Origin of the sequence: Paenibacillus sp. SAF-068 (assembly GCF_051967555.1) — a bacterium.
Classification (GTDB): Bacteria; Bacillota; Bacilli; order Paenibacillales; family Paenibacillaceae; genus Paenibacillus.
Genome location: NZ_JBQCJX010000001.1, coordinates 316,329 through 342,211, shown reverse-complemented (window position 1 = coordinate 342,211; position 25,883 = coordinate 316,329). Strand labels below are relative to the sequence as shown.

Here is a 25,883-nt window from a genome sequence, read left to right as displayed (position 1 = left end):
GGAAGTATGTTGACAGCCTTCTTTTATTGCCCGGAATTCCAGCGATCATAAGCCCCTTGATATAGTTCGATGATACGGTCACTGCCCATTTTCTTCATCTGTGCAATGTACTTATCCCAGTTCTCAAGGGGTTCCTGACCCGTCACGAACTTTGCTTCCATCTGCTTGACGTACGTGTCCAGGTCAGACAACAGAGCGGTGGCCTCGCTTTGTTCTTCATTCGTCAAATAAACGTTGGGAAATGGTGCTTTTCCGATAGGTACCAACTTCTCTTGATTCTGCTGGTCAATCCACTCATCAAATTCGGTGCGAAGACCCTTCGCTACTTCCGGATCATTAATGCCCGGTGTCAAGATACCAAAGTTCGGCGTGATCTTACCACGGTATTCCTCACGATCCCCACCCCCAGGAACGGGAAGCCACTCTTTTACGTGATTTTCCTTGTCTTTGAATTGCCATAACACACCTTCCGGACCTTGATTAAACAGAGTCGCACCTTCATAGCTGTACAAGTAATCAATCCAGCGCATCGTCGCCTCAGGTGACGGGTTGCTGCTCGTAATCGCAAAGGTACCACGAGCCGACATACCCGGGTGTTTGCCATATACCGGAGAGTCTGCCACTTCGCTCTTCACTGGAGTCATCAGCGGGTGATCCGTGCTGGGTTCACCGCCGAGTGTGAAGTATGGATGGTAATCGTTGAATAGTGCAAGTCTGTTGCTTACACCTTTTGCTTTTTTCTGATCGCCTGTTTGAGAGAATGTCTCATGATCCAGCAAGTCTTCCTTCCACAAACGATTCATGAATGTCAGATACCCTTTATAACCTTCTTCTTGATAAGGGTAGTGAACTTTACCATCCTTATCGGAATAGATGCCTTCGTTGTACATTCCCCAGAAGCCGAAGAAAAACATGCGAAGATCATCCAGTTTTACAGAGGTAAGCGGAATCTCATCTTGCTGGCCATTGCCGTTAGGATCTTCTTCTTTTACACGTTTGAGATACGTATACAATTCTTCCGTGGTCTTGGGCTCTTCTACATTAAGCGCCTTTAGGAATTCCCCGTTGTACCACATTGGGCCTCTATACCACACAGCCGCTTTATCAATGAATGGGAGTGCATACATATGCCCATCAGGTGTTGTAAATGATTTGCGGACATCCGGGTTCTCATCAAGAATCTTTTTGATATTCGGGGCGTAACCTTCGTCAATGTATTTCTCCAACGGAATCAGGATGCCCTGACTGCCATATGTCACCTGCTCGGCTGGCTTGAGGTCCGCAGCATAGAACATATCCGGCAAGTCTCCGCTGGCAAATACCAGATTTTTTTTCGTTTCAAAGCTGTCGATCGGTGATAGTTGGTATTCCAACTTGATGCCCGACAGTTTCTCCATTTCTTGCAGCACAGGCATCGTGCTCCAGTCGGCTACACCCGCATCCTGGGACATGACCTTCAAGGTTAGCGTTTTGTCTACAATGGGAAAGCCTTCTTTTTTGACTCCCTCAACTTTCGAGGTCGCGCTTCCGTCTTCGTTGGTTGAACCACAGGCTGCAAGCAATGTTGCGAATAAGGTGAGACAGAGTGTAATGGATGAAGCCTTGCGAAGCTTTTTCATGACAACAACTCCCCTTGTTTAATGTGGTATATGGATTAAGATCATCCCTTAACGGAACCGATCATAACACCCTGGACAAAGTAACGCTGAAGGAATGGATAAACTGCAATGACCGGCAGGGTAGCAACAATAATGACAGCATATTTGACCAGTGCAGCAATCTCCGCTTTCGTATTCATCGCCGTTGCTGAGGATGTATCGATAGCGCCTCCCCCTTGAGCCGCCATTTCCTGAAGCACGAGAATCTGGCGCAGAAAGAGCTGCAGCGGGTACTTGGATGAATCATTCAGATAAATCATGGCGCTGAAATAGCTGTTCCAGTGTCCCACTCCGTAAAAGAGTGCCATCACTGCAATGATTGGCATGGAAAGCGGGAGCACGATTTTGACGAACAACCGGGTGTTGGTACACCCATCAATATGCGCCGCTTCCTGCAGCTCCTTGGGAATGGTCGATTGGAAGAACGTACGGCATACGATAATATTCCATATGGATGCTGCTCCAGGCAGAATAAGTGCCCACATGCTGTTCACCATACCAAGATCCTTGACCAGCAGGTAACTCGGGACAAGCCCTCCGCCGAAGAACATCGTTACCATAAACATAGCCATGAAGAATCCGCGTCCGACAAAGTCCGAGCGGCTGAGCGCATAGGCTGCTGGTAGGGTAACCATCAGGTTGACGATGGTACCTACGACGGTATAGATAATTGTGTTTTTATAACCGATCCAGATGTTGGTATTCTCGAACACACGGGCATAGCCCTCAAATGTAATTCCTTTCGGAAGTAACCACATCTCTCCTGAGCTTACGTATTTGGGATCACTAATTGAGGCACTGATGATGTATAGTAGCGGATACAACACAATCACGAGTGCTACCGTTAGATAGATGTAATTGCACACTAAGAACACCTTATCACTTCTGCTTTCTTTCACTGCGGATGACATGTGTATTCCCTCCTTTTACCACAGGCTGTTTTCACTGGTGCGACGTGCAATCTGATTCACGGTAATGAGCAGAATCGCATTAACTACGGAGTTGAACAATCCTACCGCCGTAGAGAAACTATACTGCGCATCAACCAGACCGGACCGATAGACGAAGGTGGAGATGACATCGGACGAGCCCATATTCAGCGGATTTTGCAGCAGCAGGATTTTCTCAAATCCGACGCCCAAAATACTGCCCATATTCAGAATTAACAAGATGGTAATCGTAGGGATGATCGCTGGTATGTTAATATGTAGAATCCGCTTAAAGCGGCTCGCACCATCCACTACAGCCGCTTCATGCAGTTGCGGGTCCACGCCAGATAGGGCGGCAAGATATATGATGGTGCCCCAGCCTGCACTTTGCCAGACTCCCGACAGTACATACACTGTTTTGAACCACGCAGGGTCCGTCAGGAATTGAGGTGCCTGGAATCCAAGAGCTTCCACCAAATTGACAATCATGCCTGACGAGGGAGACAAAAAGGTAATGATCATTCCCGACATCACAACGACCGATATAAAATGCGGTGCATACGTGACCGTCTGCACGGTACGCTTGAAGAAGGAATCCTTCACTTCATTGAATGCTAGCGCCAGAATGATCGGCAGCGGAAAACCTATGGCTAACTCATACAAGCTGATGCTCAGGGTATTCCATAGCAGATCCCAGAAATAATAAGAATTGAAGAAACGGATGAAATGATCGAATCCGACCCAGGGGCTTCCCGTGACTCCAAGCGTTGGGATAAAGTTTTTGAATGCAATCTGGATGCCGTACATCGGACCGTAATGGAAGATCAGAAAGTATAAAAAGGCTGGTGCGATAAACAGATACAACTCCCAGTTGCGAATCATCCTTCTCCATAATTTATTTTTCTTACTGCCCGGATTCGTGTATACCGATAGATTTTGCGACAAGGCGTGCTTCCCATCTGGCTGCATCGGTTGTTCCCTCCTCTTTTGATAACGCTTACATACCGAGTTTATGGTTCAATCTTGAATCCGTAAATATGCCATTTCTACCTTTCCATCTAAAATCACTGAATAACCTGTTACCACGTGGGTTTACACTTTGGTTGGCAGCTTGTCATTGTCATTTCGGGGAAGTAAAACATGTAGAATTTGACTCATTATCCTCCTGTAGTAGTCATTGAGCGTTTATCACATCAACTTGAAAGATGTCGTATCTGAACTTAACCTAGAAAACAGACCTTAAAGTCAAAACCCACATATACTTATCTGACACGGTCTTCATGTCTACAAGCATCATACTGATTTGTAAGTTTTACAAGACTTAAGGTTTTACCAATGCGTTGTTATGTAATATTATCTATCACATATATATCGCTACTACAAACCTGTAATTGCTTGCCTTTATTCTATATTTCTCCTGCCTCTTTCGTATATATGTTGTTTTTATCTTTGTCTTCAGGTGCATAAACACTTATAAAAACTGGGTTTTTGAAGTCACATGTGTAGATTTTGCGCAAGGTATGGAATCTGATATCCATAGATATGTGGGAAAAGGATATTAAAAAAAGCCGATTCATTAACACGAATTGGCTTTACAAGCTAAGCAAATACCCATTTTATCATCTTTATATGTAATAATTAATGACATTTTAAGTTATATAATTTACGGAATACAAAACATGTTTATAGGTTCGACTCAAATAAAAAAACCACTCTCCACATATGAATGGAGAGTGATTTTTAGGGTTTACAGGAATTTACTTGCCAGAAGGTTGAGCTTCTGCCGTATACCCTGTCGGGATATCCGTTTCTGCAGTCACATTTGTGATGACCATGGGGTACATCATGTCCGGGTCAGGTTGAATAATGGAATAGAGCACGATGGCACGTCCATCCTTCTCCAATTTTACATCATCAATCTTCAATCCATAACCTGGGTGTGGCATTTCAGCACTAATTTTAACTTTGTTTGTTTTGTCATCCACCTTGGTCGTTGTCACTTCAGGTACAATCGCTTGTTGGCCTTCGCCCGGAGTGGTTGGAGCTGGCTCTGCCGAGCCACCATTGCCGTGTTTATCAACAAATTCAAGTGCATTGAAGATCATGCTTGCAGCCTCCATACGGGTAAGCGACTGATCTGGACGGAAGTTCCCGTCCTTATCCAGTTCAATGATGTTCATGTTCAGCAGGTTCTGGACTGCAGATATGGCGTCCTTACCGATTTTATTTTCGTCCTTAACAACATTATACTTCATGATCACCGGATAATTGCCGGTTGTATTGATTCCTTCAAGAAGCAAAGTAACAAATAGTTCACGTGTCATCTGGCCTTGCGGATTCACTTCTACAGGAATAGACAGTCCATTCTGAGTAGCTGCCTGTACAGCATCGGCATACCATGTGTCCGGACTAATTTTATCCTGAGCGGCAGAAGCTGCGTATGCATTTTTCAGACCAAATGCATTCACAATCAGTTGAACACCTTGTGGCTCGGACAATGCGAGATCCGGACGGAACAGATCCGCTGTTACTCCGTTAACAATACCTTTTGATTTCAATGAATCCACAATCGACTTCTGACCCTCATCCTTCACATCTGAAAAAGCGAGTACCGATGCACCTCCTGCTGTCAAAGAAACGCAGAGTGCAAGCGTTGCAGCCAATCCTTTTTTATGTTTCATTTCCTGGCACCTCCATATATTAGTAAAGCCTATTTTTCAACTCTTCATTCCTACAGACGGGACACCCTTGGAAAATGTTTCAGTCATTTCGATATCTGGTGAATACAGAACGGAAAAAGTGCATACAACTCTTCTCCAACGCCGATAATTTACTTCATCTGCTTTTTTGCTAAGTGACTTCGTTGACATTGATTCGGATTAGCGCAAAAATAAGAATAGAGAAATCCATCGGATGACGGATAAACAGCGAACAGGATCGCATACAGTAAGAGGGCACGACGCGCTAATCACAGGTGTCGGCCCTTTTCTTGACTTCACCTGCTGAGCTACTTCATCTATACCAAAAGGAGAACAAAACTTATGTCCAAGAAAGGATTACTTCGCGGTTATGTTGTGTCGAACTGGCCTGTATATCTGCTTGCGATTCTTCTGATTATTGCTTCGAATATCGGGCAGGCTTCCTTGCCACGCATACTCGGCAGTTTCACGGACCAGTTGATGCAGAATACACTTCAGATGCAGACGGTCATACGGTACAGCCTTTCCCTTCTGGCTATTGCCATCGGGTATAATGTACTGTTCGGTACTGGGCAATTCATGATTATGAAGCTCGGTCGACGCTTCGAATTCATGACGCGTGAGCGCATATTCAGTAAGTTTTCCGAACTTAGCGAACATTATTTCTCCAAACAAGGGAACGGAAAACTGCTCAGTTATGTCATGAATGACGTGACTTCCGTACGTGAAGCGATATCCAATGGCGTGACGCTCATGACCAACGCCACCTTCCTGCTGTTGTCCTGCATTGTTATGATGATGCTTAGCGGGATTCCATTAACGCTCATTCTAATCAGTGTTGTACCTTTGCTGGCGATTCCATTCCTGGTCGTGTTTTTCGGCCCGCGGATTCGCAAGCGCTCTCGCGACGTACAGGAAGCTCTTGCAACCATGACGGAATCCGCCGAAGAGCAGCTGGGTGGCATTCGCGTAACCAAGACGTTTGCCATCGAAGAAAGTGCCCGTTCACGTTTTGGAACTACCGTGGATGCAATCAAGAGCAAACAGCTTCGGCTCGTTCGTCTGTCTTCCCTGTTCCAAGCCTTGCTCCCGCTGCTGGGAGCCATCTCATTGGTTGTTTCCCTGCTTGTCGGAGGTATCATGACCATGCAGAGTTCCATCACACTCGGGAGTTTTGTCGCCTTAACCTTATATCTGCGCATCATCATGGGGCCGCTTCAACAGATCGGCAATGTCATTAATACCGTTCAGCGCTCAGGTGCATCACTGGAGCGTGTGAACGACCTGCTCAGCGAAGTAGCAGATGTACGAGAACTTCCTGAAGCTACAGCACTCCAAACCTTACAAGACATCACCATGGAGAATCTAACCTTCTCTTATCCTGGCAGTTCGTCTCCTGCTCTCAAAAACATTCAACTGAATATCCGTGCCGGGCGAACGGTCGGTATTGTCGGCAAGACCGGTTCAGGTAAAAGCACCCTCGTTAAGTTATTGTTGCGTACATATGAACCACCTGAAGGAACGATTCGCATCAATGGTACCGATATTCGGCAGCTGTCGCTGGAAAGCCTGAGATCGCGTATCGCCTATGTCCCTCAGGATGGATTCCTGTTTAGTACCACCATCCGGGATAACATCGCATTCAGCGACCGGGAAGTATCACTGGATACGGTGGAACATAGTGCACGGCAGGCCATGATCTATGACAATATTGTCCGTTTTCCCGACCGCTTTGATACACGGCTTGGCGAGCGCGGGCTCACCCTGTCTGGTGGACAACGTCAGCGAACCAGCCTTGCACGAGGACTGATCAAGCAAGCACAGTTACTTATTCTGGATGACAGCATGAGCGCGGTTGATGCCGTCACCGAGAGTGGTATTCTGCGCAGTTTGCGTGAGATCGGCAAGGGCAAGACCACTTTGATCATCTCTCATCGCATCAGCGCGGTCCGTCATGCGGACGATATTATCGTTCTGGATGAAGGACGAGTTGCTGAACAGGGAACACATGCTCAGTTGATGGCTGCCAAGGGGTTATATGCGGCCACCTATCGTTTGCAGGAGGAGGGATTACATCATGTCTGACGCTAACGATGAACTTAGACCAGATGCAGAGGCCGATCAGAGTAAACGAACTTCGTTCAAAGCGATGATGGCCTACGCCAAACCGCATAAATGGGCCTTCGCCGGAATCTTCCTCTGCTCACTGCTTGGCATATCGGCAGATCTGCTGCAACCCTATCTGGTGAAGATCGCCATCGATGATCATCTGGCTATCGGCCAGACCAGTGTAGGCTTTCTCGTTCAGCTTGCAGCCATTTTTCTCGGGCTGGCTGTCATCAGTTTTATTTTTACCTACATTCAGAATAATCTGTTGCAGCATGTGGGACAGAACATTGTATCCCGGATCCGAAAGGACCTGTTCAAACATATCTCCAAGATGTCCATGTCTTTCTTTGACCGTTTTCATATCGGTAGTCTGGTCACGAACGTATCCAGTGATACGGAAACCATCAGCAGCTTTTTCACTCAAGTCCTGCTTAGTCTGATTCGGGATGGCATGATGCTGGTGCTCATTATCGTCTTCATGTTCCAGCTTGACCCTGTGCTGGCGAGTTATTCCCTGATCGTGCTACCGGTCATCGCCGTTGTTGCGGTATTATTTCGCAGTCGACTGCGAAAAGCTTATCAGAATGCCCGTACGCGTCTTTCCCGTTTGATCGCATTTACGGCGGAAAACCTGTCCGGCATGTTCCTGATTCAGGCTTTTCACCAAGAAGAAGAACAGAAGAAACGTTTCTCGGAACAAAATGCGCTTCATCTGAAAGCCAACATTGCTCAAGCCCGCTCCAATGTCATCTTCAACCGGACGTTTGATATCCTTGGCAATGCGGCATTGGTGATGATGGTCTGGCTTGGAGGTCGCGCCGTACTGGGTGAGTCCCTGCAAGTCGGGGTATTGTATGCGTTTATCAGCTATATTCGTCAGTTCTTTCAGCCCATTAACCAGATTACGATGCAATGGAATACATTCCAGTCCACCACCGTGTCGATGGATCGCATCTGGAACATTCTGAATACGCGGCCTGAAGTTGCCGATCCTGACCCTAAGCAGGCTTCAGCGATGGAACCACGGAACGTGATGGGCCAGATTGATTTTAATGATGTGTCGTTTGGTTATCGGGCAGATCGGCCCTTGATTCAACAGATGAACCTGCACCTCTATCCGGGTGAAATGGTGGGTATTGTGGGCACAACAGGCGCTGGCAAAAGCACCCTGATCTCCCTGCTCAATCGCTTCTATGATGTAGACAACGGCAGTATTGAAATTGATGGCACCGATATTAGGCATCTGCCGCAGGCCAACCTTCATCGGATTGTGGGTCTCATTCAACAGGAACCATTCTTGTTCTCAGGTTCCATCATTGATAATGTGAGAATGTTTCGTGAGGATATTACGCGAGAACAGGCAATTGAAGCCTGCCATTTTGTCGGAGCACATGCCATGATTTCGCGTTTGTCACAAGGGTATGATACACATCTGTCCGAACGCGGAAGCGGACTGTCCGCCGGGGAGCGGCAGTTGATATCGTTTGCCCGGATCGTCGTGTTCCAGCCTCGAGTGCTCATTCTGGATGAAGCAACCGCCAATCTGGACTCACACACGGAACAGCTCGTGCAGCAGGCTCTGGAATCGGTATCCCAGGGACGCACCACCATTGTCATTGCCCATCGTCTGTCCACGGTGATGCATGCAGATCGAATTCTGGTGATGGAGAATGGTGAGATTGTGGAGGAAGGCTCGCATCAGGAGTTGATTGAAGCTCAAGGCGTATATGCCGACCTGTACACGCATGCGCGTGATGCAGGTAAAAATTCAGCGATATCAGGGTAATGGACCTGAATGAAGTTCGTGTTAAACTATAGATCGGGCTAATGAATTCAGCTGAGTCTGTCATCTGTGTTATAGCCAATAACGTTGAACATGCCGCTCTGCTCATGCAGGCGGCACGTTTGGCATATCGATCAGCATTGTTTATTAGGAGGAGCATCCATGCAACAACCTGAAACAACCAAGCGTGACCATCAGCAGATTCGTTACCGACGCAGCATGGCTCTATGGAAAGGAAGTTTATGCTTCCTGTTCCTTCTCTTGTGCTTGAGCTTATTATGGATCATCGTGGACGGACAAGCCGAAAGACTGGAGACGATATACTATTCCATCGCAGCCGTGCTGGGTATGTGGTTGATCGGACCGTTGTTCTTCATGTTCCTGTCACGACTAACCAGAACTTCTGCCGTGTTGTTATCCTGGGATGATGATGCGTTGAGCACGGGCACACGGAAGATTCCATGGAGCCGGATTCGCAAAGTTGAACTCGCCTCACCTGCCCGCAGCAAGTGGCTCCTGTCTGCATCTCCCATGATCGTTCTGTTCCTGAAAGACGGCACCCGGTTTCATATTCAGACCGATCATCTACTCAGAAAAAAAGAGCTGAATCATGCAGTAACTTTGCTTCAGCAGACTTTGCATGATCAGCAGCAAGATCATTGAGTATCGTGAGGGATGAGACAAGCCTCCCACACCACACATCACTGTGATTTCTCTACACCTATGGACAGGCTTACTTTGTAATTCCCGTAGGGCAGCAACGTTTCCAGTAGTTGGCCAAGCTGCTCTGTGTTAGCGGTCTGTACCCGCATCAGATAACAGCCTTCTCCGCTCACGCGATGGACCTCAACGATGTCCTTACGATCAGCAATGAATGTACGAAAGGCAGCATGTCTGTCGCCGGAGTTCAAGAAAACCGTGACAAAGGCCTGTAGGCTGAGGCCGAGGCGTTCCGGGTTCCATTTGACCGTGTACCCTTCGATTACACCAAGATCTTGCAGCTTACGCACCCTTGCACCGACGGCCTGTCCCGTGAGATGAACCTCTTCACCAATCTCTTTGTGAGAACGTTTGGCATCCTGAATCAGGATCTGCAAAATACGTATATCCGTGTTATCTATCGTTTCATTCATCTTGCTTCAGCAATCCTTTCAGCGTGAAATTCGTGTGGCCTAATTCCATTCATCATGTTATGTACGCCGTTAAACGGGTTGTATACCATATAGGGTAAATACTATTCAACAATTCGAAGGAGTGCAAATATAATGAAAATTCAATTGATTCGCAATGCTACACTGTGGCTGGAATATGGAGGGCTGAACATTCTCGTTGATCCGATGCTGATGGACGCCGAAGTCATGCCCGCATTCCCCAATACCCCCAATGAGTTACGTAATCCAAGAGTAGCTCTGCCTGAAACCGAAACGGATTATCTTCATCCAGATCTGTTGATTGTGACACACACCCATCCGGATCACTGGGATGAAGCAGCGGCGAAACAACTTGGCAAAGACATTCCTCTGATCTGCCAGCCTGGGGATGAGCATGTATTTCTGGGTGCCGGATTCACGAATGTAACCGCCGTAGATGAAAAGCATGAGTATCACTCTGTTCGATTGGCCCGTACTTCCGGCCATCATGGTACAGGAGAAATCGGCGAACGTATGGGCAACGTGTCCGGTTTCATCCTTGAAGCAGATGCAGAACCTGTCGCCTATATCGCCGGGGATACCATCTGGTGTGAGGAACCTGCTGAAGCCATTCGTCAATATGCCCCGGAAGTCATTGTCGTGAATGCCGGAGGTGCACGATTCTTGGAGGGTGATCCCATTACAATGGACGGGCCTGACGTTGTCGCCGTGAAGCGCCATGCGCCATCTGCTCATGTCATCGCTGTGCACATGGATGCGATTAACCATTGTATGATGTCTCGCACGGATCTTGCCACTTATCTGGCATCCGAGCAGATGGATGGTCAGGTGCTCATTCCCCGTGATGGCGAAAGTTTTGAGTTTTAAAGCAAAAGCATGTACGCACCTCAAGATGCTTTCCTTTCCCTATAAAATACGACGAAAAAGCTGGATGCGATGAATTCGCACCCAGCTTTTTTGATACATGAAGCACGCTAACCCGCAGACATCCCTCTGGGACATCATTCCTGCCATTAAGTCCCTGTGCCCTATACCTTTTTACTAATTCCTTACTGAACTTTCAGACGGATCACGTTCCATGATGCTTTTGCCAGGCTCGCCGTAATCAGGGTATCGGATACAACTGCACCCCCGCGATTATGAGGAGCGACGCGGTTCGGTTGTGCGGCCGTATTCGATGCTTTGAGATCATCACTTTCCAGCACGATATGCTCGATCAAGCTGCACTTCCCGAAACTGCGCAGATCCACTTCGAGCGGAAGCGATTCTTCCAGATGACGGTTAACTGCGAACACAGTCACTTCACCCTGCTCTTCGTTATGAACTGCAATGCCCTCCAGATAAGGAACATCTGTGATTTGTTTGGTGTCGTATTTCGGAGATTGGATCAATGGCACCAATGCTGTTCCACGTCCGAACAGGGATGTATGCATGAATGGATAGAAGATCGTCTGTCTCCACGAACCACCGCCCGTCTCTGTCATGATCGGCGCAATAACGTTAACGAGTTGGGCCAGACATGCCATTTTGACCCGATCCGCATGTTTGAGCATACTGATCAACATACAACCAACAAGCAGTGCATCCTCGTGGTTATAGATATCCTCCAGTTGTGGTGGAGCAATCTGCCACGGGTCCATTTTGGAGTCACTTTCATGAGAGTGATACCATACATTCCACTCGTCAAAGGACAGGAACATCGTCTTCTTGCTGCGCTTCTTCGCTTTGATATAATCACAGGTCGCCTTCACGGTATCGATGAAACGATCCATTTCAAGCGAGCGTGCCAGGAACGTTGGCGTATCCTGCTCCTGATTACCATAGTATTGATGCAGGGACAGATACTCCACATGATCATACGTATGATCCAGCACGGTTGCTTCCCAATCCGGGAAGGATGGCATATTCAGGTTCGAACTTCCGCAGGCTACCAGTTCAATGGTCGGGTCCGTCCATTTCATGACTTTAGCCGCTTCAACAGCTGCACGTCCATACTCTTCTGCCGTTTTGTGACCGATCTGCCAAGGCCCATCCATCTCGTTGCCCAGACACCAGGTTTTGATCGCATGCGGCTGCTTGTATCCATGCTTGATGCGTAGATCACTATAATACGAACCTTCTGGATGGTTGCTGTACTCTACAATATTGCGTGCTGCATCGGCACCACGTGTACCCAGATTGACAGCCATCATGACTTCGGAATTCGCCTGTTTCGCCCAGTCCACGAATTCGTTGAAGCCAAATTCATTGGTCTCAATCGTTCTCCAGGCCAATTCCAGTCTGCGTTTGCGTTCAGACACCGGTCCAACCGAATCTTCCCAATTGTAACCGGATACAAAATTACCTCCAGGATAACGTACAATCGGTACATTTAACTCCTTGACCATCTCCAGCACATCCGTGCGGAACCCCTGTTCGTTCGCTGATGGATGCCCTGGCTCGTAAATCCCGCCATATACGGCACGTCCGAGATGCTCAATAAATGATCCGTACAAGCGCTTATCCACTACACCAATAGTAAAATCTTTATCTACCGTCATTTTTGCTTTTTCCATAATGAATTTCAACTCCCTAAGATTAATATAAAAATTAATTGATATTCTATGGATCAAGGTTCATATTTATATTAAAATCGATTATAGCCTTAATTTCAACCTGAATTTTGCAAAATGTTATTCTTTTTACTGAATTTATGTTTAACTTAATTCTATAAAGACAAATGGAGGAACAACTGTGATCAGAGCAAATACCGATGCCGAATGGCTCCCCCTATATGAAGCACTTGCCAGTGAAGTGCGTTTACAGATTATCCGCCTTGTTGCAGAGACACCCATGAATGTGAAAGACCTCGCTGCTTCATTGGGTCTGAGTAGTGCCATCGTGACCATGCATGTCCGCAAACTTCAGGATGTGGGTATTATTCAGTCCAAAATGATACGCAAAGACGGCGGCACACATAAAATGAACAGCCTTGCTGTAGACTGGATTGGCATTTCCATGCCGCAGGAAAGCGGGACAGCCCGCAAGCTGCACGAAGTTTCTGTACCTGTGGGACACTACACTCATTTTGACGTTTATCCGACATGTGGGCTGGCTACGTCCACGCAGGTCATTGGACAGTACGATGACCCCCGCTATTTCCTCGACCCCGAGCGGATGCATGCCCATATTCTGTGGTTTGGCCGTGGTTTTGTGGAGTACAAGATTCCAAACTATATCTTATCCGGACAACAGATCAACGCCATTGAATTGTCTCTGGAGATCGGATCGGAAGCACCTTCAGTTAATCCGAACTGGCCCTCGGATATTACATTCATGCTTAATGGCATTCGATTAGGGGAATGGACGAGTCCTGGAGATTCAGGCAACGGACGGGGCATGTTCACCCCGGAATGGTGGAGTGACAGTGTCAATCAATATGGCATGCTCAAGGTACTGCGAATTACGAATGAAGGTACATTTATTGACGGACAACATCTATCCGAAATCACTCTCGCGGATATCCCCGTGGAACGCAACCAGTGGACCCTTCGTCTTTCGGTGGAGGAAGATGCACGGCATGTAGGCGGGCTCACCTTGTATGGTGAGGGGTTCGGAAACTACAATCAGGACATCCTGTTCCGACTGTACTATCAGGATTGAATTCTTGGTTCAATAGAAAATACAAAAACACCTTCCACTCGCCATCAAAGGCAAAATGGAAGGTGTTTGTTTAATATACCTATGAACATCCGCAGAATATCATAGAAATTCTAAGAAGGTTCTTGTTCTGACTTACAGCGCACTGCCACCAAACAGGAAGCGGTATTCCCAATGTTTGCCGGAGATATCACTGATCGTTACACCACCGCCAGCGTTGGAATACGTATGTAATACTTTGCCGTCGCCCAGGTAAATCCCTGTGTGAGTAATTCTTGCGCTAGATTTATTAACGCTGGAATACGACGATGCAGAGCTGCCTTTATACGACATGAAGTACATCAGGTCACCGCGTTTCAGGTTCTTCCAATTAGTCTGAACCGCACCCTTAGCTTTTACATAGTCTCCCTGTTTACGAGAATCGGCTGGAAGCTTGATGCCCAGTGCATCGATGAAAGCCTGACGTACAAAGCTTGAACAGTCAAATGTGGCTGTGCTGTTACGACTCGCTCCGAACTCGTAAGGTGTACCCCAATATTTCATTCCGGCAGCAATGACCTTTTCCACAGACGCATTGCCAGTTTCTGATGTACCACTATTCGAACCCGATCCGCTTGTGCCGCCACTAACCGCTTGTGTGTATTTGGATGAAGAAGATATGTAGCCTGTCCGATTAGCAGAATCCTTAACTTTATACCAATTCGAACCGGATTGCTGAAGCACCGTTACCGTTTCTCCTTTAGCAACCAAGCGAACAACTTTCGCAGAAGAAGAAGGTGTTGTGCGTAGGTTTACGCCCCAAATTACTTTTACTTGTGAATTCTCAACAGCAGCTGCCGATACCTGTGCCGTTAGTGCTCCTGTCGTCAGACTTCCCATCAGCATCGTTGCTGTGACACTTGCTGTAATAATTGTTTTCTTCCAATTCATGATGTCGAGTTCCCCCTGATGTTACAGAATTTTAACCTGGCTTGCTTCTCCCCGGCTTGCCCCATTGTAAACGGGCTATCCATAACGTTCATCAGTCAAAAGTCCTGTATTGATGCAGGCGCAATTGAGCACTAAGTATCAGGGTTCGTCTATCCTCTATTGGAAAAAAGCACTGCTGATTCCTACTTTTTCAAAGGTTAAATAATTGTAACTATTTGATATGCTTCATTTTTCCGGGATACAAGAGTTAGGTCAATTCTCATTCAGGACATGCGTCGCAAGAACTAGGTTTTAATGTTTAAAATCGCAAATATGGTAAACATTACTATGATTCAATTTCTGAATACCGTTCCCCGAGTTCACATTTTGCTTCTGATTGTTCAAATTCGAGGGATTTCCTTAAACAAAAAGAAAAGCCAGGGACCTCTCCCCGGCTTAACCTGTCAACCTGTATGATTATTAAATGAACTACATCTGTCTACCAGCTCATTTAAGGTTCAATTCCCCATACCTTGGCGCCGTCCTGATAGGCTGTCACTTTCGTCCAGGCACTGAAGGCTGTTTGGGTGGAATCAAAGGAATAATCATTCGTTAGATCAAAATTCGTCCAGTTGTTTTTCGAGAAACGTCCCTGAATAATTCCGGTCTCGGCACCCGCAGCCAAGCTGCCAGCACCCGATTTGAATCCAATCTCCAGATAGGTATCCGCCGTGCCCTTGGCCGGATCTATTGAAACAAAATGCCCTTCCACATTACCGCTGCCAATCTGTGCATAATCACACCAGAAACTCAGATCCGCAGCACTGTCCTTCGTGAAATAATACCGGATCTTCACTTTGCTCAAGTCCACAGCAGTTGTGCCCGTATTCTTCACATTGAACTGCGGAGTAATCGCATTGCCTGAAGTTCCTGAACCACCATTGCGATATTGTACTTCAAGCGTTCCCGTTGTGACTGGAGGGGCTAATGGTGTCAACACCAATACATTTGAATTTGTCTGACCACTCGTATTCACGGCTACAACTCTGTAATTATAAGCCGTACCATTCACCGCTGTAGCGTCAGTATACGTCAGTGCGGTCAACCCAGTTGCCAGATCAGCATATACTCCGCTGCCTACCGAACGTTGTACCTTATAACTTGCTGCTCCAGTCGATGCTGTCCATGTCAGTACCGCCTGGGCATTGCCAGCTGTTCCGGTAAGGTTGAATACGCCTGGCACAACGACACCTGCCAACGGTGTTGCAGATGCCTGTGTCGATGGCGCGGACTCGCCAACGGCATTCACCGCAGTGATGACATAATAATACGTTGTGCCGTTGGTCAAACCTGTATCCGTGAATGCCGATCCTGTGACTCCTGTCGCTACAGGCGTATAAGGACCACCGTTCACTTCTGCACGCTTCACGGTATACGAGGCTGCACCAGCAGCTGCGTTCCAATTCAATACCACTTGCTCGCTTCCTCCAGTTGCTGTTACGCCAGCAGGAACACCGGGCACTTCCACTACTGGACTATCGGAATCTCCGAGGAGACGATCATACTCTCCATATGCTGTAGCCATATCCACCTGTGACCAGAAGCGGTGATACGTAAAGGTAGGTGCTCCGTTTTCCCACTGCTTCGTGGTCGGGTTATACGACGTTTTGTACAGGTTATCCAAGTAAGCCCACGCCGGATCTTGCTTGATGGCCGGACGCAGATCGGAGTATCCGATGTATACACCATTGCCGCCTTTCGCCGGATCGGATGGTACTCCTGCTGTACCTGGAATCGTGTTGCCTTGACCAAAGGTTCCAGACCAGTTCGCCGGGATATAGATCTCTTTGGCAAAGAAGCGGAAATAGTCTTTACGCTCTTCTTCCGTTACAATCCCCACGCCATCATTGTAATCCCAAGCTGTATCCAACAGAGCCTCAGCCAGATCCTTGGCTTCTTGGCCTTTCACGCTAAGTGTGCCGTTCTCTGCCTGCGTTCCCGCTGCAAAGAAGGTTAACGCCTTAACGTAACTTCCCAGAACTCCTGTGTCCTGCACTGGATCTTTGGTCGTTACACGGAAGTTCGGATTTTCCGTAAACGAACTGAATCCGTTCCATTTGTCCGGTTGACCCTGCCATTCCTGACCACCCGGAATCCAGAACTCTCCCGGAGCCGGCGTTGTCGCCACCTGAACATTTGTTCCACCCAAAATGCGCTGTCCAGCCGCATTCAGATAATAACCTTGCGCATCCGTCACCGGACGTTCACCTACAAACACATAATTCTTACTCCAGTCGATCCACTTCGTGATTACTTTTTTGGCCATCTGGAAGTTCTCAGAGGTCAAATCACCGCTCTCCGCAAGGATGTAGTACATCTCGGCTACACGCTCCAGCGGCCATGCCTGGAATCCAAACCAGGTGTTGGAATCCGGATCACGATACACGGGTGCTTCTTGATAGGCCATATCATAGAAGGTACTAACTCCTGCCGGATAAGCCGCATAGGAACCGCCAATACTGTTGGTTGCTCCGCCGCCAATGGCTCCTTCATGGGATTGTAGCCAAGTGTAGAATTCCAGCTGACGTTTCAGCGTAGCATTCCAATCTGCCTTCGCTGTTGCTGATTCCGGAATCAAGCCGCCAGCTGGGTCAGACAAGGCATAGGCTGCAACCGGATTTTGATAAGCCTGATGGGTATGGCTCGCGCCAATACGCCAAGCCCAATCTCCACCTTGACCCAAGCCACCGCCCCAAGACGTGTACCAAGCCATGAGATACATGTTGGAATCCTTGCCTGTGCCCGGAGTAGGCGTACCGTTCTTTGCACTTCCAATTTTCTGGAAGTATTTATCATACATGCCATAGCGGAGATAGTCTCCCATCTTCTTCGCTTTATCCAGATATTCCGGATTGTTGTATCCCATTTCCTTCGCCCAATACAGCACCTGTACAGCACGTGCATCGGCATCCGTTGCGTTGGTGTACCGCCATTGCGCTGACGGTGTCTGATTTTCCTTGGTGAACAAGCTCATGAAGCCTTCGTTGGCCTTACCAAAAGATTTATCATCCTGGGATGGATGCGGAATGGCTTCCCATACAGACTCCTGCTCCCCGCGCTGGAACGTGTTCACATAAGTAGCTGTATGCGATGGATTCAACAGGTTGCCGTATCCATACCAGTCATCCACATCGACCAGCCAGTGCATGAGATAGGTCTGATTGTCACCATAAGTCGCCTTCAGTTCAGCATCAATCGGGTCTTTACCCGCTGCATACTGACCGTTAAGTTGCGATGGATATTGATCAGGGAAAGGTTTTTCCCCTGCATACGTAGCAGGGCTGTTCGGGTTGTATGAGCTCATCGTAGGCTGCTCTTCCTTGCCGTCACCTTCGTTGACCGGGATAATGAATTTTTCCATACTGTCCCAAGCCGCTTCCAGTTGGGACCAATCTCCCGTATAGTGACCATACATGGTTTCCAACCATAGCCAGTAACTGTATGCCTCTGAAGTCGTCATATGGCCATAATCCGGGGCTTCACTCAGCAGGGTCTCAATGGAATGATAAGGTAGACCTTCTGGTGAAAGATATCCGTTCGCCGGATCTTTCAACTGATCATACAATTGCAAAAACCGAGCTTCACTGATGCTATCTGCCTGAATCTCGATGGCCTGATCTGCGGCATGTGCCGTCTGCGGCCCCGCCCAGAGTCCGGTGTATCCGGTCAACATGACCGTTCCCGCCAGCATGGCTGTTAAGCTTTTTTTCGCAGCTGATTTCAACATGAATATATACCTCCCTGGAATAGTGGAATTGAATATAAGTGCTGTTGTCTGCACATGCTGCTCTTCGACTTAGTCAGCTATGGCTCCAAGCCCCATACTTTGGTGTTTCCCTGATAACCGGTTACCTTGTTCCAAGCCGCAAAGGCCGTTTTGGTAGCATCATAGGAATAGTCATTGCTTTGATTGAAATTGCTCCAGTTATTTTTGGAAAAGCGTGTCTGAATCACGCCGGTCTCTGCTCCAGCGGCCAAACTGCCGGCTCCGGACTTGAAGCTGATCTCCAGATACGTATCGGCGGTTCCCTTCGCCGGATCCACTGCGACAAATGTACCTTCAACATGGGCCGTGCCCATCTGGGCATAATCACACCAGAAGGTCATATTCTCCGTACCATCCTTGGTGAAATAATATCGGATCTTCACACTGCTGAGATCAATCGCCTGTGTTCCGGTATTTTTCACATTGAACTGCGGGGTCACGGCATTGCTCGAATTCCCGGACCCTCCGCTGCGGTACTGCACCTCGAGTGTACCGGTCGTCACCGGAGGTGCACTAGGCGTCAGTGCCAGGACATTGGACAGCGTCTGTCCGTTCGCATTCTCGGCTGCAATCCGGTAATTGTACGTGGTGCCATTCAGCGCTGTCGTATCGGTGTAAGTCAATACGGACAATCCGGTTGCCACATCCGCATATGACCCGCCTGCCATAGAACGCTGTACCTTATAGCTAGTAGCGCCCGAGGCTGCTGTCCAGGTCAGGACCGACTGTGCATTGCCAGCTATCCCACTCAAAGTCAGTGCTCCCGGCACCGTGGAAGCTGCTTGCGGTGTAGCCGGCACCTGTATGGAACCCGATGATTCCCCTGCCGAATTCACAGCAGTCACTACATAATAATAGGTGGTCCCGTTTGTCAGTCCCGTGTTCGTGTAGCTCAATCCACTAACACCCGTCGCGACAGTTGTATATGGTCCTCCACTTACCACGGAACGCTTCACCGTATACGATTCGGCTCCGGATACAGCTGCCCAAGTCAGGTTAACCTGACTGCTTCCTGCCACAGCCTGCACGCCAGGAGGTGCACCCGGAACCGTACCTGGTGTAAGACCAGGCTCCAGTCCGGACACCTTTACCCCTGCATCATAGACTGGAAGGTATATGCTCTTCACAGGAGTACCTGTGGTCAACGTCTGAAACGAATGATCATTGCTTGCATTCCATGCGCCCTGTGGGCCTGTAATGCGGAACTGGACTTCTTTGCGATAATTCCCCTCCCCACCTGGATAGATCTTCGTATTGCTGAAGTTCGCCGTAATCGCATAGATATGCTGGGCTGCACTCACCACAACGGGTTGGGATACCGTAGCTCCCTCCGTATAGGAGGTTGTCACTTGAACATCCGATACAGTACGTCCGGCAGCATACACTTCACTCAAATCCAGGAAATATCTAAAAGACAACTGATCTCCCACTCTCGCAGGCCAAGCCGAACGATTATTCAGCTGTGCCCGGATTTCCGTATAATTGCTACCGGATGATTTGATGGCAGCCTCCACAAAGAACTCATCTCCCTTCACCTCAGGTGCAGGAAAGTTCGCAAGGGGCTGATGATTCTGACCAAACAGCAAATTCATCTTCGCCAGCGCGCCGGTAAAACCAGCATTATAATCGGTTGCAACCTCATTACTCACGTAATCCCCGATATCATCGGTATATCCATCCGATGCATCCGGGCCACCGACCATGGCGCCGTATAGAATGTGCCGATGGTTAGCCGGGATATCTTCATTATTCAGCCATGAACCGTGAGCAGTTCGATGATGCGGATGTTGAGGTGCATTTTGCCCATATCCAACCACATAACTGCTCTGGCGCGGATTATCGCCCAGAATATAATTCATCTGCGAGACAGCGAAATCCTGATATCTTGCTTTTTTCACAGGATCACTGACCCAGTCGGAGTACACAAAAGAAATAAAGGATGCATTCGCTGCATATCGGAGCGAGCCCCATTGATCCAACCACGCCAGACCTCCTGGCGTATACTTGATTCGTGTCCCATTGACTCCAACTGTCCAATAATCCAGATTGCGTTCTGTCGACTGAATAAATCTTGTCGCTTCCGGCATGTTCAAACTGGACGTGATCCGAGCAAGCAGGATCTGGGCACCATAATGTTTACTATCCCAACCTTGTGTCCAGGTATATGGCCAATTTGCTGAGCCCCCGCTAGAAGACCACCGGTCCGTAGCCGCAATGGCTTTGGACAAGTAAGCGCTATCATTAGTGGCTAGATAAAGCCATGCTCCGCCCCATGCCAGCTCATCTTCGTATCCTGTCCACGAGTTGTAGAATGCTGCAGCATCAGTGATGCAATCCGTGTATTGCCCACGATACGTATCTGCGAAGTTGTACAGTTCTTTCGCATGTTGGAGCAGTCTGGCCGAATATGCCGGATCATCATCTGCAAATACAATCGATGACGCTGCAAGCGCTGCAGCCGTTTCTGCGGCCAGATCACTACCTGGACAGGAAGCATCGATTTTGAACGAAGGACGATTCATCTGTATAACCTCTGCGGGTCCCCACCACGCATGATCGGTATTTCCAGCCCCGACTTGTCCCCATAATTCATTCGGTTTCGTATGCGCTTTCATAAAATAGTCGGTTGCCCATCGAATGTTATCCTTGATCTCCTCCAGTTGTCCGGCCTGTTCATATCCGTCGCCGTATTCCACGACAGACCAGGCAAGCATCGTTGCCGAAGCAGCCATCGGAAAACCAAACTTCACATGATCTCCGGCATCATACCACCCTCCGGTGAGATCGACGCCTACATCAGCCCCATCCTGCATGCCTGAATTACCTCGCCATTCGACCCGATTATTTGCCGGCAATGGGCCCGAACGCTGGGCTTCATAGAAGTAAATGGCTTTTTGCAGTGCTTCAGCATAGTTCTGATCTCCGGCGGCCGCATCCGCCTTACGAAGTCCTGTGTTCATCGAGAAACTCCCTGCCAGTAATCCTGCCGATAACGCGATCATGGCGACTCGTCTCCACCAGCTCCCCTTCATGTTCAACTATTCATCTCCTCTGCATGATTGTTTCGTATGCCTTCCTCTAGACTGCGAATTGAATCCGCTCCTCCCCATGGTGTAACTCCGTGTAATTTCCACCATTAATTACCATTATAGTCTTTTGTTTAACTTGCTATATAAGCGTTGGTGACTTCTAAAATAACATTGTTGTGACCTTCCCGGCATCATGCGACAAAAAAAGCTGTTGCTCTAACGCATATGCGCGTTAGAACAACAGCTTTTCGATGTTACTGTGATCAACACCACAGATCGAATAGCATCTCTGACCATTCCATCTGTATGTTCCTCTGCATCTTAGATATCAGAACATCTCATTGATTACACTTTGAACTTGTTAATTTGTTCTTGCAGTTCTTCGGCCATTTTGGATAATGAACCTGCGGATGATGCAATCTCTTCCATGGAAGCCAACTGCTGCTGAGTGGCGGCAGATACATTATGAACCCCACCCGCTGCTTCTCCAGCAATGTTGGATATTTGACTTACATATCCTACAACCTCAGTTGTACTCGCCGACATTTCCTCTGAACCAGCGGATACTTCCTGGATTTCACCCGCTACTTTATTGACCGCATCCGAGATCTGCTCGAACGCTTGTCCTGCCGCAGTAACCATCTCGATTCCTGCTTCCGTCTCACTGCTGTTCACTTTTACTGCCTGAACGGCATGATCCGTATCTTTCTGAATCAATTGAACGAGATCCGTAATTCGCTGTGCAGATGTGGATGATTCCTCAGCCAGCTTCCGCACTTCTCCTGCAACTACCGCGAAACCTCGTCCATGCTCTCCTGCTCGTGCGGCTTCAATGGCTGCATTCAGTGCAAGCAGATTGGTCTGCCGGGCAATGTTGTTGATCACCTCGGTAATCGTGCCAATCTCTGCTGAACGTTCCCCCAGCCCTGTAACCAGTTCTGTCAACGAAGCAATGGAATTGCGAACAGAACCCATCTGTTCGACAGCTTGTTGAATGATCATGTTTCCTTCAGAAGATTGATTCGCCGCATCTACAGCAGATACGGATACACTTTGAGCAAGCTCGGCAATCTGTTCCGATCCGAGAGCCATCTCATTCATCGCCTGTGAAGAACGCTTCACAATATCAACCTGGTCTGACGTCCCTACAGCCAATTCCTCAACCGTTTCAGAAATCTGTTCTGATGCTTGAGTATTCTGCTCTGCACTCGCGAGAAGTTCCTCCGATGAAGCCGCTACCTGTTCAGAAGTTACGGATACCGATTCAATCATTGAGCGTAAATTACCACTCATGGTATTGAAGGAAGTCGCCAGCGTTCCCAATTCGTCCTTATTCTTGAGTACAATCGTCTCACCCGTCAAATCCCCATTGGCGATAGCCATGGCTGCTTCATTCATTTTTTTGATTGGACGTGAGATGATGCTTGCAATAAAGAATGCAATGAACACGGCAATCAGGAATGCAAAAATCGTCACTGCCAAAATCACATTAAATGTATTTTCGGCCAACAAGACAGATTCATTCGTTGCCGCGTCTGATCCTTTATTCCCAGATTCGATCAGCTTGGCAATCGTGTCGTTAGCTGTATACCACAATGGGTAGGCTTCCGTGTGCAGTCTACTTGCTTCTTCATAGTTATTTGCAATACCGAATTCTATAAATGTGGGCATTTTCTCCAGATAAGCATCATAACTCGTGCTAAACTCATCATACATCTTCATGGCCTCATCATTGCTCTCAATGTATGTAAGCAACTGTTTACGCTCATCTTCAATCTTCGTGAGGAGCAACTTTAACGCTTCATTCACCTTGACGTTTTCTTCTTCATCTTGTTCAACGATAATCGCCAACGCCAACCGCTCTACATCCGAAACATCACCATTCATCATACCTAGTAGGCTTACACTCGGCATCCAGGTCTTATCCACAGCAGCCGCCTTATTGGACATATCATGGATCTGTACCAGCGCATAGCTACTTACAACAACCAGCAGAGCCACGACTATGAGAAAACCAGTCAGTAACTTGCCTCGAATCGTTAACTTCAATATCCCCAACTTATTCCCCCGCGTGTCTTCCATGTGTCCCACTCCTCAAAATAATACATATTTATAGTATATCGTCACCTATCGTCACGAATTGTAGATGTTAGAATTCAATTTCTGTAAATTTCATGTAACTTCGAATATAACACAAAAAAGTCTCCCATCTTTGGAAAAACCAGAGATAAGAGACTTCTTGAATTGAACGAAACCAGGCAACTTCCCCACATATTGCTATCAATCGCTATCGAAAAACACGTCGGTGCATGTTAATGAAGAAGTCGGGAATCGACTTGGTATAATTGCGGGTTGTAATCAGCACCACGCTGAGTAGACTACCGAGAAGGAATCCCCCCAGGATATCTCCTGGATAATGCACACCAACATATATACGAGACACTCCAGTCAACGCAGCAAGTAACAGCATCCATAACCCAAAGCGACGTCCAATAAAGAATGAAGCAGCCGCTAGAGCAAATACGAAGGAAGCATGCTTACTTGGAAAAGATGGATCAGGTACATGAGCAACCAGCTGATGTACGTTTCCCTCCACAAAAGGTCTTGGATGTCCTACTGCTGGTGATATGCCCCATTTGGCCAGAACTAGCGCTACAATGGAAGCCACGCAGGCATAGAAGACGATTCGCTGTTTTGATGGATCACCGAGAAACCATACAATAATGAGCAGTGCAATCATAACCCAGACCGCATACTCCGATGATGCAATCATAAACCAGTCCAGAAATGGAATCCGGTCTGCAAACTGATTAATCCAATGAAATACGGATTGATTCATAACTAGCTTTTAATACCTCCATTACACAAAACAAGATTATTTTTCACATACTAAATATACACTAACCATTTGTCAAACAATCCTCACATTGACCGAAGTTACGAAATCAAAGAGGACATTTTGCTTTCTTTTTGTTAAACTAGTTTGGGTTACATATCAGTTCATTCATAGAAAGGTGAAGATTATGCTTAAAAAATGGTTATGGGGTACAGCCCTGACCCTGGCACTTGCGGTTACAGGTGTCATTGTATATTACGGATATTCGATTGTTCATTTTGCCAATAGCATCTCAACTGCTTCCGGAACTTCATCCAACTCGTCTTCTTCAGGCACCACCAGCGATTCAGACGCTCCGACTACAACGATTCCCAAATGGGAGGGCCAGGAACGGGTAAACATCTTGCTGCTTGGCGGGGACTCCAGAGGAGACGATGCAGGGCGTTCTGACTCGGTTATGGTCGCTTCCATTGATCCGGTAAGTAAGAAAGCCCATCTGTTCTCCGTACTTCGAGATACCTATGTCGCCATCCCCGGGCATGGCAAAAGCAGGCTTAATGCAGCCTTCTCCTACGGAGGTGCAGAGCTGACCAAACAAACGGTCAGTGATCTGCTCGGCATTCCCATTCAGCACTATGTCTACACGGACTTTACAGGCTTCATGGCACTCGTAGATGCGGTAGGCGGTATTGAGATCGATGTGGAGAAAGACATGTATTACACCAGTAAAGCGGATAAACATATGTACGATATCGATTTAAAAAAGGGATTGCAGCATATGGATGGCAAAACTGCCCTTCAATATGTTCGGTTCCGGCATGATGCCACCTCGGATTTCACCCGTACCGAACGGCAGCGAATCTTCATGACCGAACTGGCCAAGAAGATGCAGAGCACCACTTCGCTCTTCAAAATCCCGGACATCCTGGAAGCGATCGCTCCATACATTGAGACAGATCTTAGTCCAACCCAGATGTTGAAACTCGCATCACTGGGCTTCGACATCCATGCGAACGAAATAGACCAGCAGCAGATTCCACCGAACAAACTGCTTACCAATGAACTTGTAGGTTCTGCTCAGGTGCTGGGTGTCAATGTAACCAAACTCCAGTCCTATATTCAGAAACTGTTTGAAGAAGATGCTGCGTCCCCAGAGTCTCCATCATCAGACGAACAGAACTGAGAATAACAGGCATGAAAATAAAGCGATATTGAACAACGCATATTCAAGTTTTATACCAACAGAAAAGACGGCCAAAGCCGTCTTTTTTTGTACCTATTTTCTCCATTTAATGCAGCCTTAATGTTTAACAGG

Annotated in this window: 17 protein-coding genes; 6 read left to right on the top strand and 11 right to left on the bottom strand. The window is 47.7% G+C overall.

Features of this window, described 5'->3' with window-relative positions; genetic code table 11:
- Positions 1–23: 23 nt before the first annotated feature.
- From ACTHPG_RS01405 to ACTHPG_RS01390, 4 genes are all read right to left on the bottom strand, one after another.
- A complete protein-coding gene (locus ACTHPG_RS01405; protein WP_440387299.1) occupies positions 24–1,619 on the bottom strand; it encodes an extracellular solute-binding protein in 1,596 nt (531 codons plus the stop codon).
- Between the two features lie 41 nt (positions 1,620–1,660).
- Positions 1,661–2,569, bottom strand: a complete 909-nt coding sequence (locus ACTHPG_RS01400) for a carbohydrate ABC transporter permease (protein WP_440387298.1) — start codon at positions 2,567–2,569, stop codon at positions 1,661–1,663.
- Positions 2,570–2,584: 15 nt separating this feature from the next.
- Positions 2,585–3,556: an ABC transporter permease gene (locus ACTHPG_RS01395; RefSeq protein ID WP_440387297.1), complete on the bottom strand. Its 972-nt coding sequence runs from the start codon at positions 3,554–3,556 to the stop codon at positions 2,585–2,587.
- 788 nt (positions 3,557–4,344) lie between these two features.
- A complete protein-coding gene (locus ACTHPG_RS01390; RefSeq protein ID WP_440387296.1) occupies positions 4,345–5,268 on the bottom strand; it encodes an S-layer homology domain-containing protein in 924 nt (307 codons plus the stop codon).
- 360 nt (positions 5,269–5,628) lie between these two features.
- Here ACTHPG_RS01390 and ACTHPG_RS01385 point away from each other — a divergent pair, with 360 nt between their 5' ends.
- The 3 genes from ACTHPG_RS01385 to ACTHPG_RS01375 all read left to right on the top strand — a co-directional run bounded on the left by ACTHPG_RS01385 (position 5,629) and on the right by ACTHPG_RS01375 (position 9,841).
- Positions 5,629–7,371, top strand: a complete 1,743-nt coding sequence (locus ACTHPG_RS01385) for an ABC transporter ATP-binding protein (protein WP_440387294.1) — start codon at positions 5,629–5,631, stop codon at positions 7,369–7,371.
- Positions 7,364–9,181: an ABC transporter ATP-binding protein gene (locus ACTHPG_RS01380; protein WP_440387293.1), complete on the top strand. Its 1,818-nt coding sequence runs from the start codon at positions 7,364–7,366 to the stop codon at positions 9,179–9,181. Before ACTHPG_RS01385 ends, ACTHPG_RS01380 begins: the two co-directional genes overlap by 8 nt.
- Before the next feature lie 159 nt (positions 9,182–9,340).
- Positions 9,341–9,841 (top strand): hypothetical protein, encoded by a 501-nt coding sequence (locus ACTHPG_RS01375; protein WP_440387292.1) that lies wholly within the window; start codon positions 9,341–9,343, stop codon positions 9,839–9,841.
- Positions 9,842–9,879: 38 nt separating this feature from the next.
- Here ACTHPG_RS01375 and ACTHPG_RS01370 read toward each other — a convergent pair whose 3' ends face one another.
- Positions 9,880–10,311: an Lrp/AsnC family transcriptional regulator gene (locus ACTHPG_RS01370; RefSeq protein WP_440387291.1), complete on the bottom strand. Its 432-nt coding sequence runs from the start codon at positions 10,309–10,311 to the stop codon at positions 9,880–9,882.
- A 132-nt stretch (positions 10,312–10,443) separates the two neighbouring features.
- On the opposite strand from ACTHPG_RS01370, the gene ACTHPG_RS01365 reads away from it, so the two are divergent.
- Positions 10,444–11,196, top strand: a complete 753-nt coding sequence (locus tag ACTHPG_RS01365) for an MBL fold metallo-hydrolase (RefSeq protein ID WP_440387290.1) — start codon at positions 10,444–10,446, stop codon at positions 11,194–11,196.
- Positions 11,197–11,378: 182 nt separating this feature from the next.
- Here ACTHPG_RS01365 and arfA read toward each other — a convergent pair whose 3' ends face one another.
- Positions 11,379–12,884 carry an arabinosylfuranosidase ArfA gene (arfA, locus tag ACTHPG_RS01360; RefSeq protein ID WP_253431266.1) on the bottom strand — a complete coding sequence of 502 codons (1,506 nt, stop codon included), beginning with the start codon at positions 12,882–12,884 and terminating at the stop codon, positions 11,379–11,381.
- Positions 12,885–13,062: 178 nt separating this feature from the next.
- Between arfA and ACTHPG_RS01355 the strand changes: the two genes are divergently transcribed.
- Positions 13,063–13,971, top strand: a complete 909-nt coding sequence (locus tag ACTHPG_RS01355; RefSeq protein WP_440387289.1) for an ArsR/SmtB family transcription factor — start codon at positions 13,063–13,065, stop codon at positions 13,969–13,971.
- A 132-nt stretch (positions 13,972–14,103) separates the two neighbouring features.
- Here the strand turns inward: ACTHPG_RS01355 and ACTHPG_RS01350 are convergent, their stop codons facing one another.
- The 5 genes from ACTHPG_RS01350 to ACTHPG_RS01330 form a co-directional block, all read right to left on the bottom strand.
- Positions 14,104–14,898: a C40 family peptidase gene (locus ACTHPG_RS01350; protein WP_440387288.1), complete on the bottom strand. Its 795-nt coding sequence runs from the start codon at positions 14,896–14,898 to the stop codon at positions 14,104–14,106.
- Positions 14,899–15,388: 490 nt separating this feature from the next.
- Complete coding sequence (locus ACTHPG_RS01345) at positions 15,389–18,664, bottom strand: glycoside hydrolase family 48 protein (RefSeq protein ID WP_440387287.1); 3,276 nt, start codon at positions 18,662–18,664, stop codon at positions 15,389–15,391.
- 77 nt (positions 18,665–18,741) lie between these two features.
- Complete coding sequence (locus tag ACTHPG_RS01340) at positions 18,742–21,663, bottom strand: glycoside hydrolase family 9 protein (RefSeq protein WP_440390068.1); 2,922 nt, start codon at positions 21,661–21,663, stop codon at positions 18,742–18,744.
- A 414-nt stretch (positions 21,664–22,077) separates the two neighbouring features.
- Positions 22,078–23,814, bottom strand: coding sequence for a methyl-accepting chemotaxis protein (locus tag ACTHPG_RS01335; protein WP_440387286.1), 1,737 nt, complete (start codon positions 23,812–23,814; stop codon positions 22,078–22,080).
- A 205-nt stretch (positions 23,815–24,019) separates the two neighbouring features.
- A complete protein-coding gene (locus ACTHPG_RS01330; protein WP_440387285.1) occupies positions 24,020–24,571 on the bottom strand; it encodes an undecaprenyl-diphosphatase in 552 nt (183 codons plus the stop codon).
- Between the two features lie 184 nt (positions 24,572–24,755).
- Here ACTHPG_RS01330 and ACTHPG_RS01325 point away from each other — a divergent pair, with 184 nt between their 5' ends.
- On the top strand, positions 24,756–25,751 hold the full coding sequence (locus ACTHPG_RS01325) for an LCP family protein (RefSeq protein WP_440387284.1): 996 nt from the start codon (positions 24,756–24,758) through the stop codon (positions 25,749–25,751).
- The last annotated feature ends 132 nt before the right edge of the window (positions 25,752–25,883 follow it).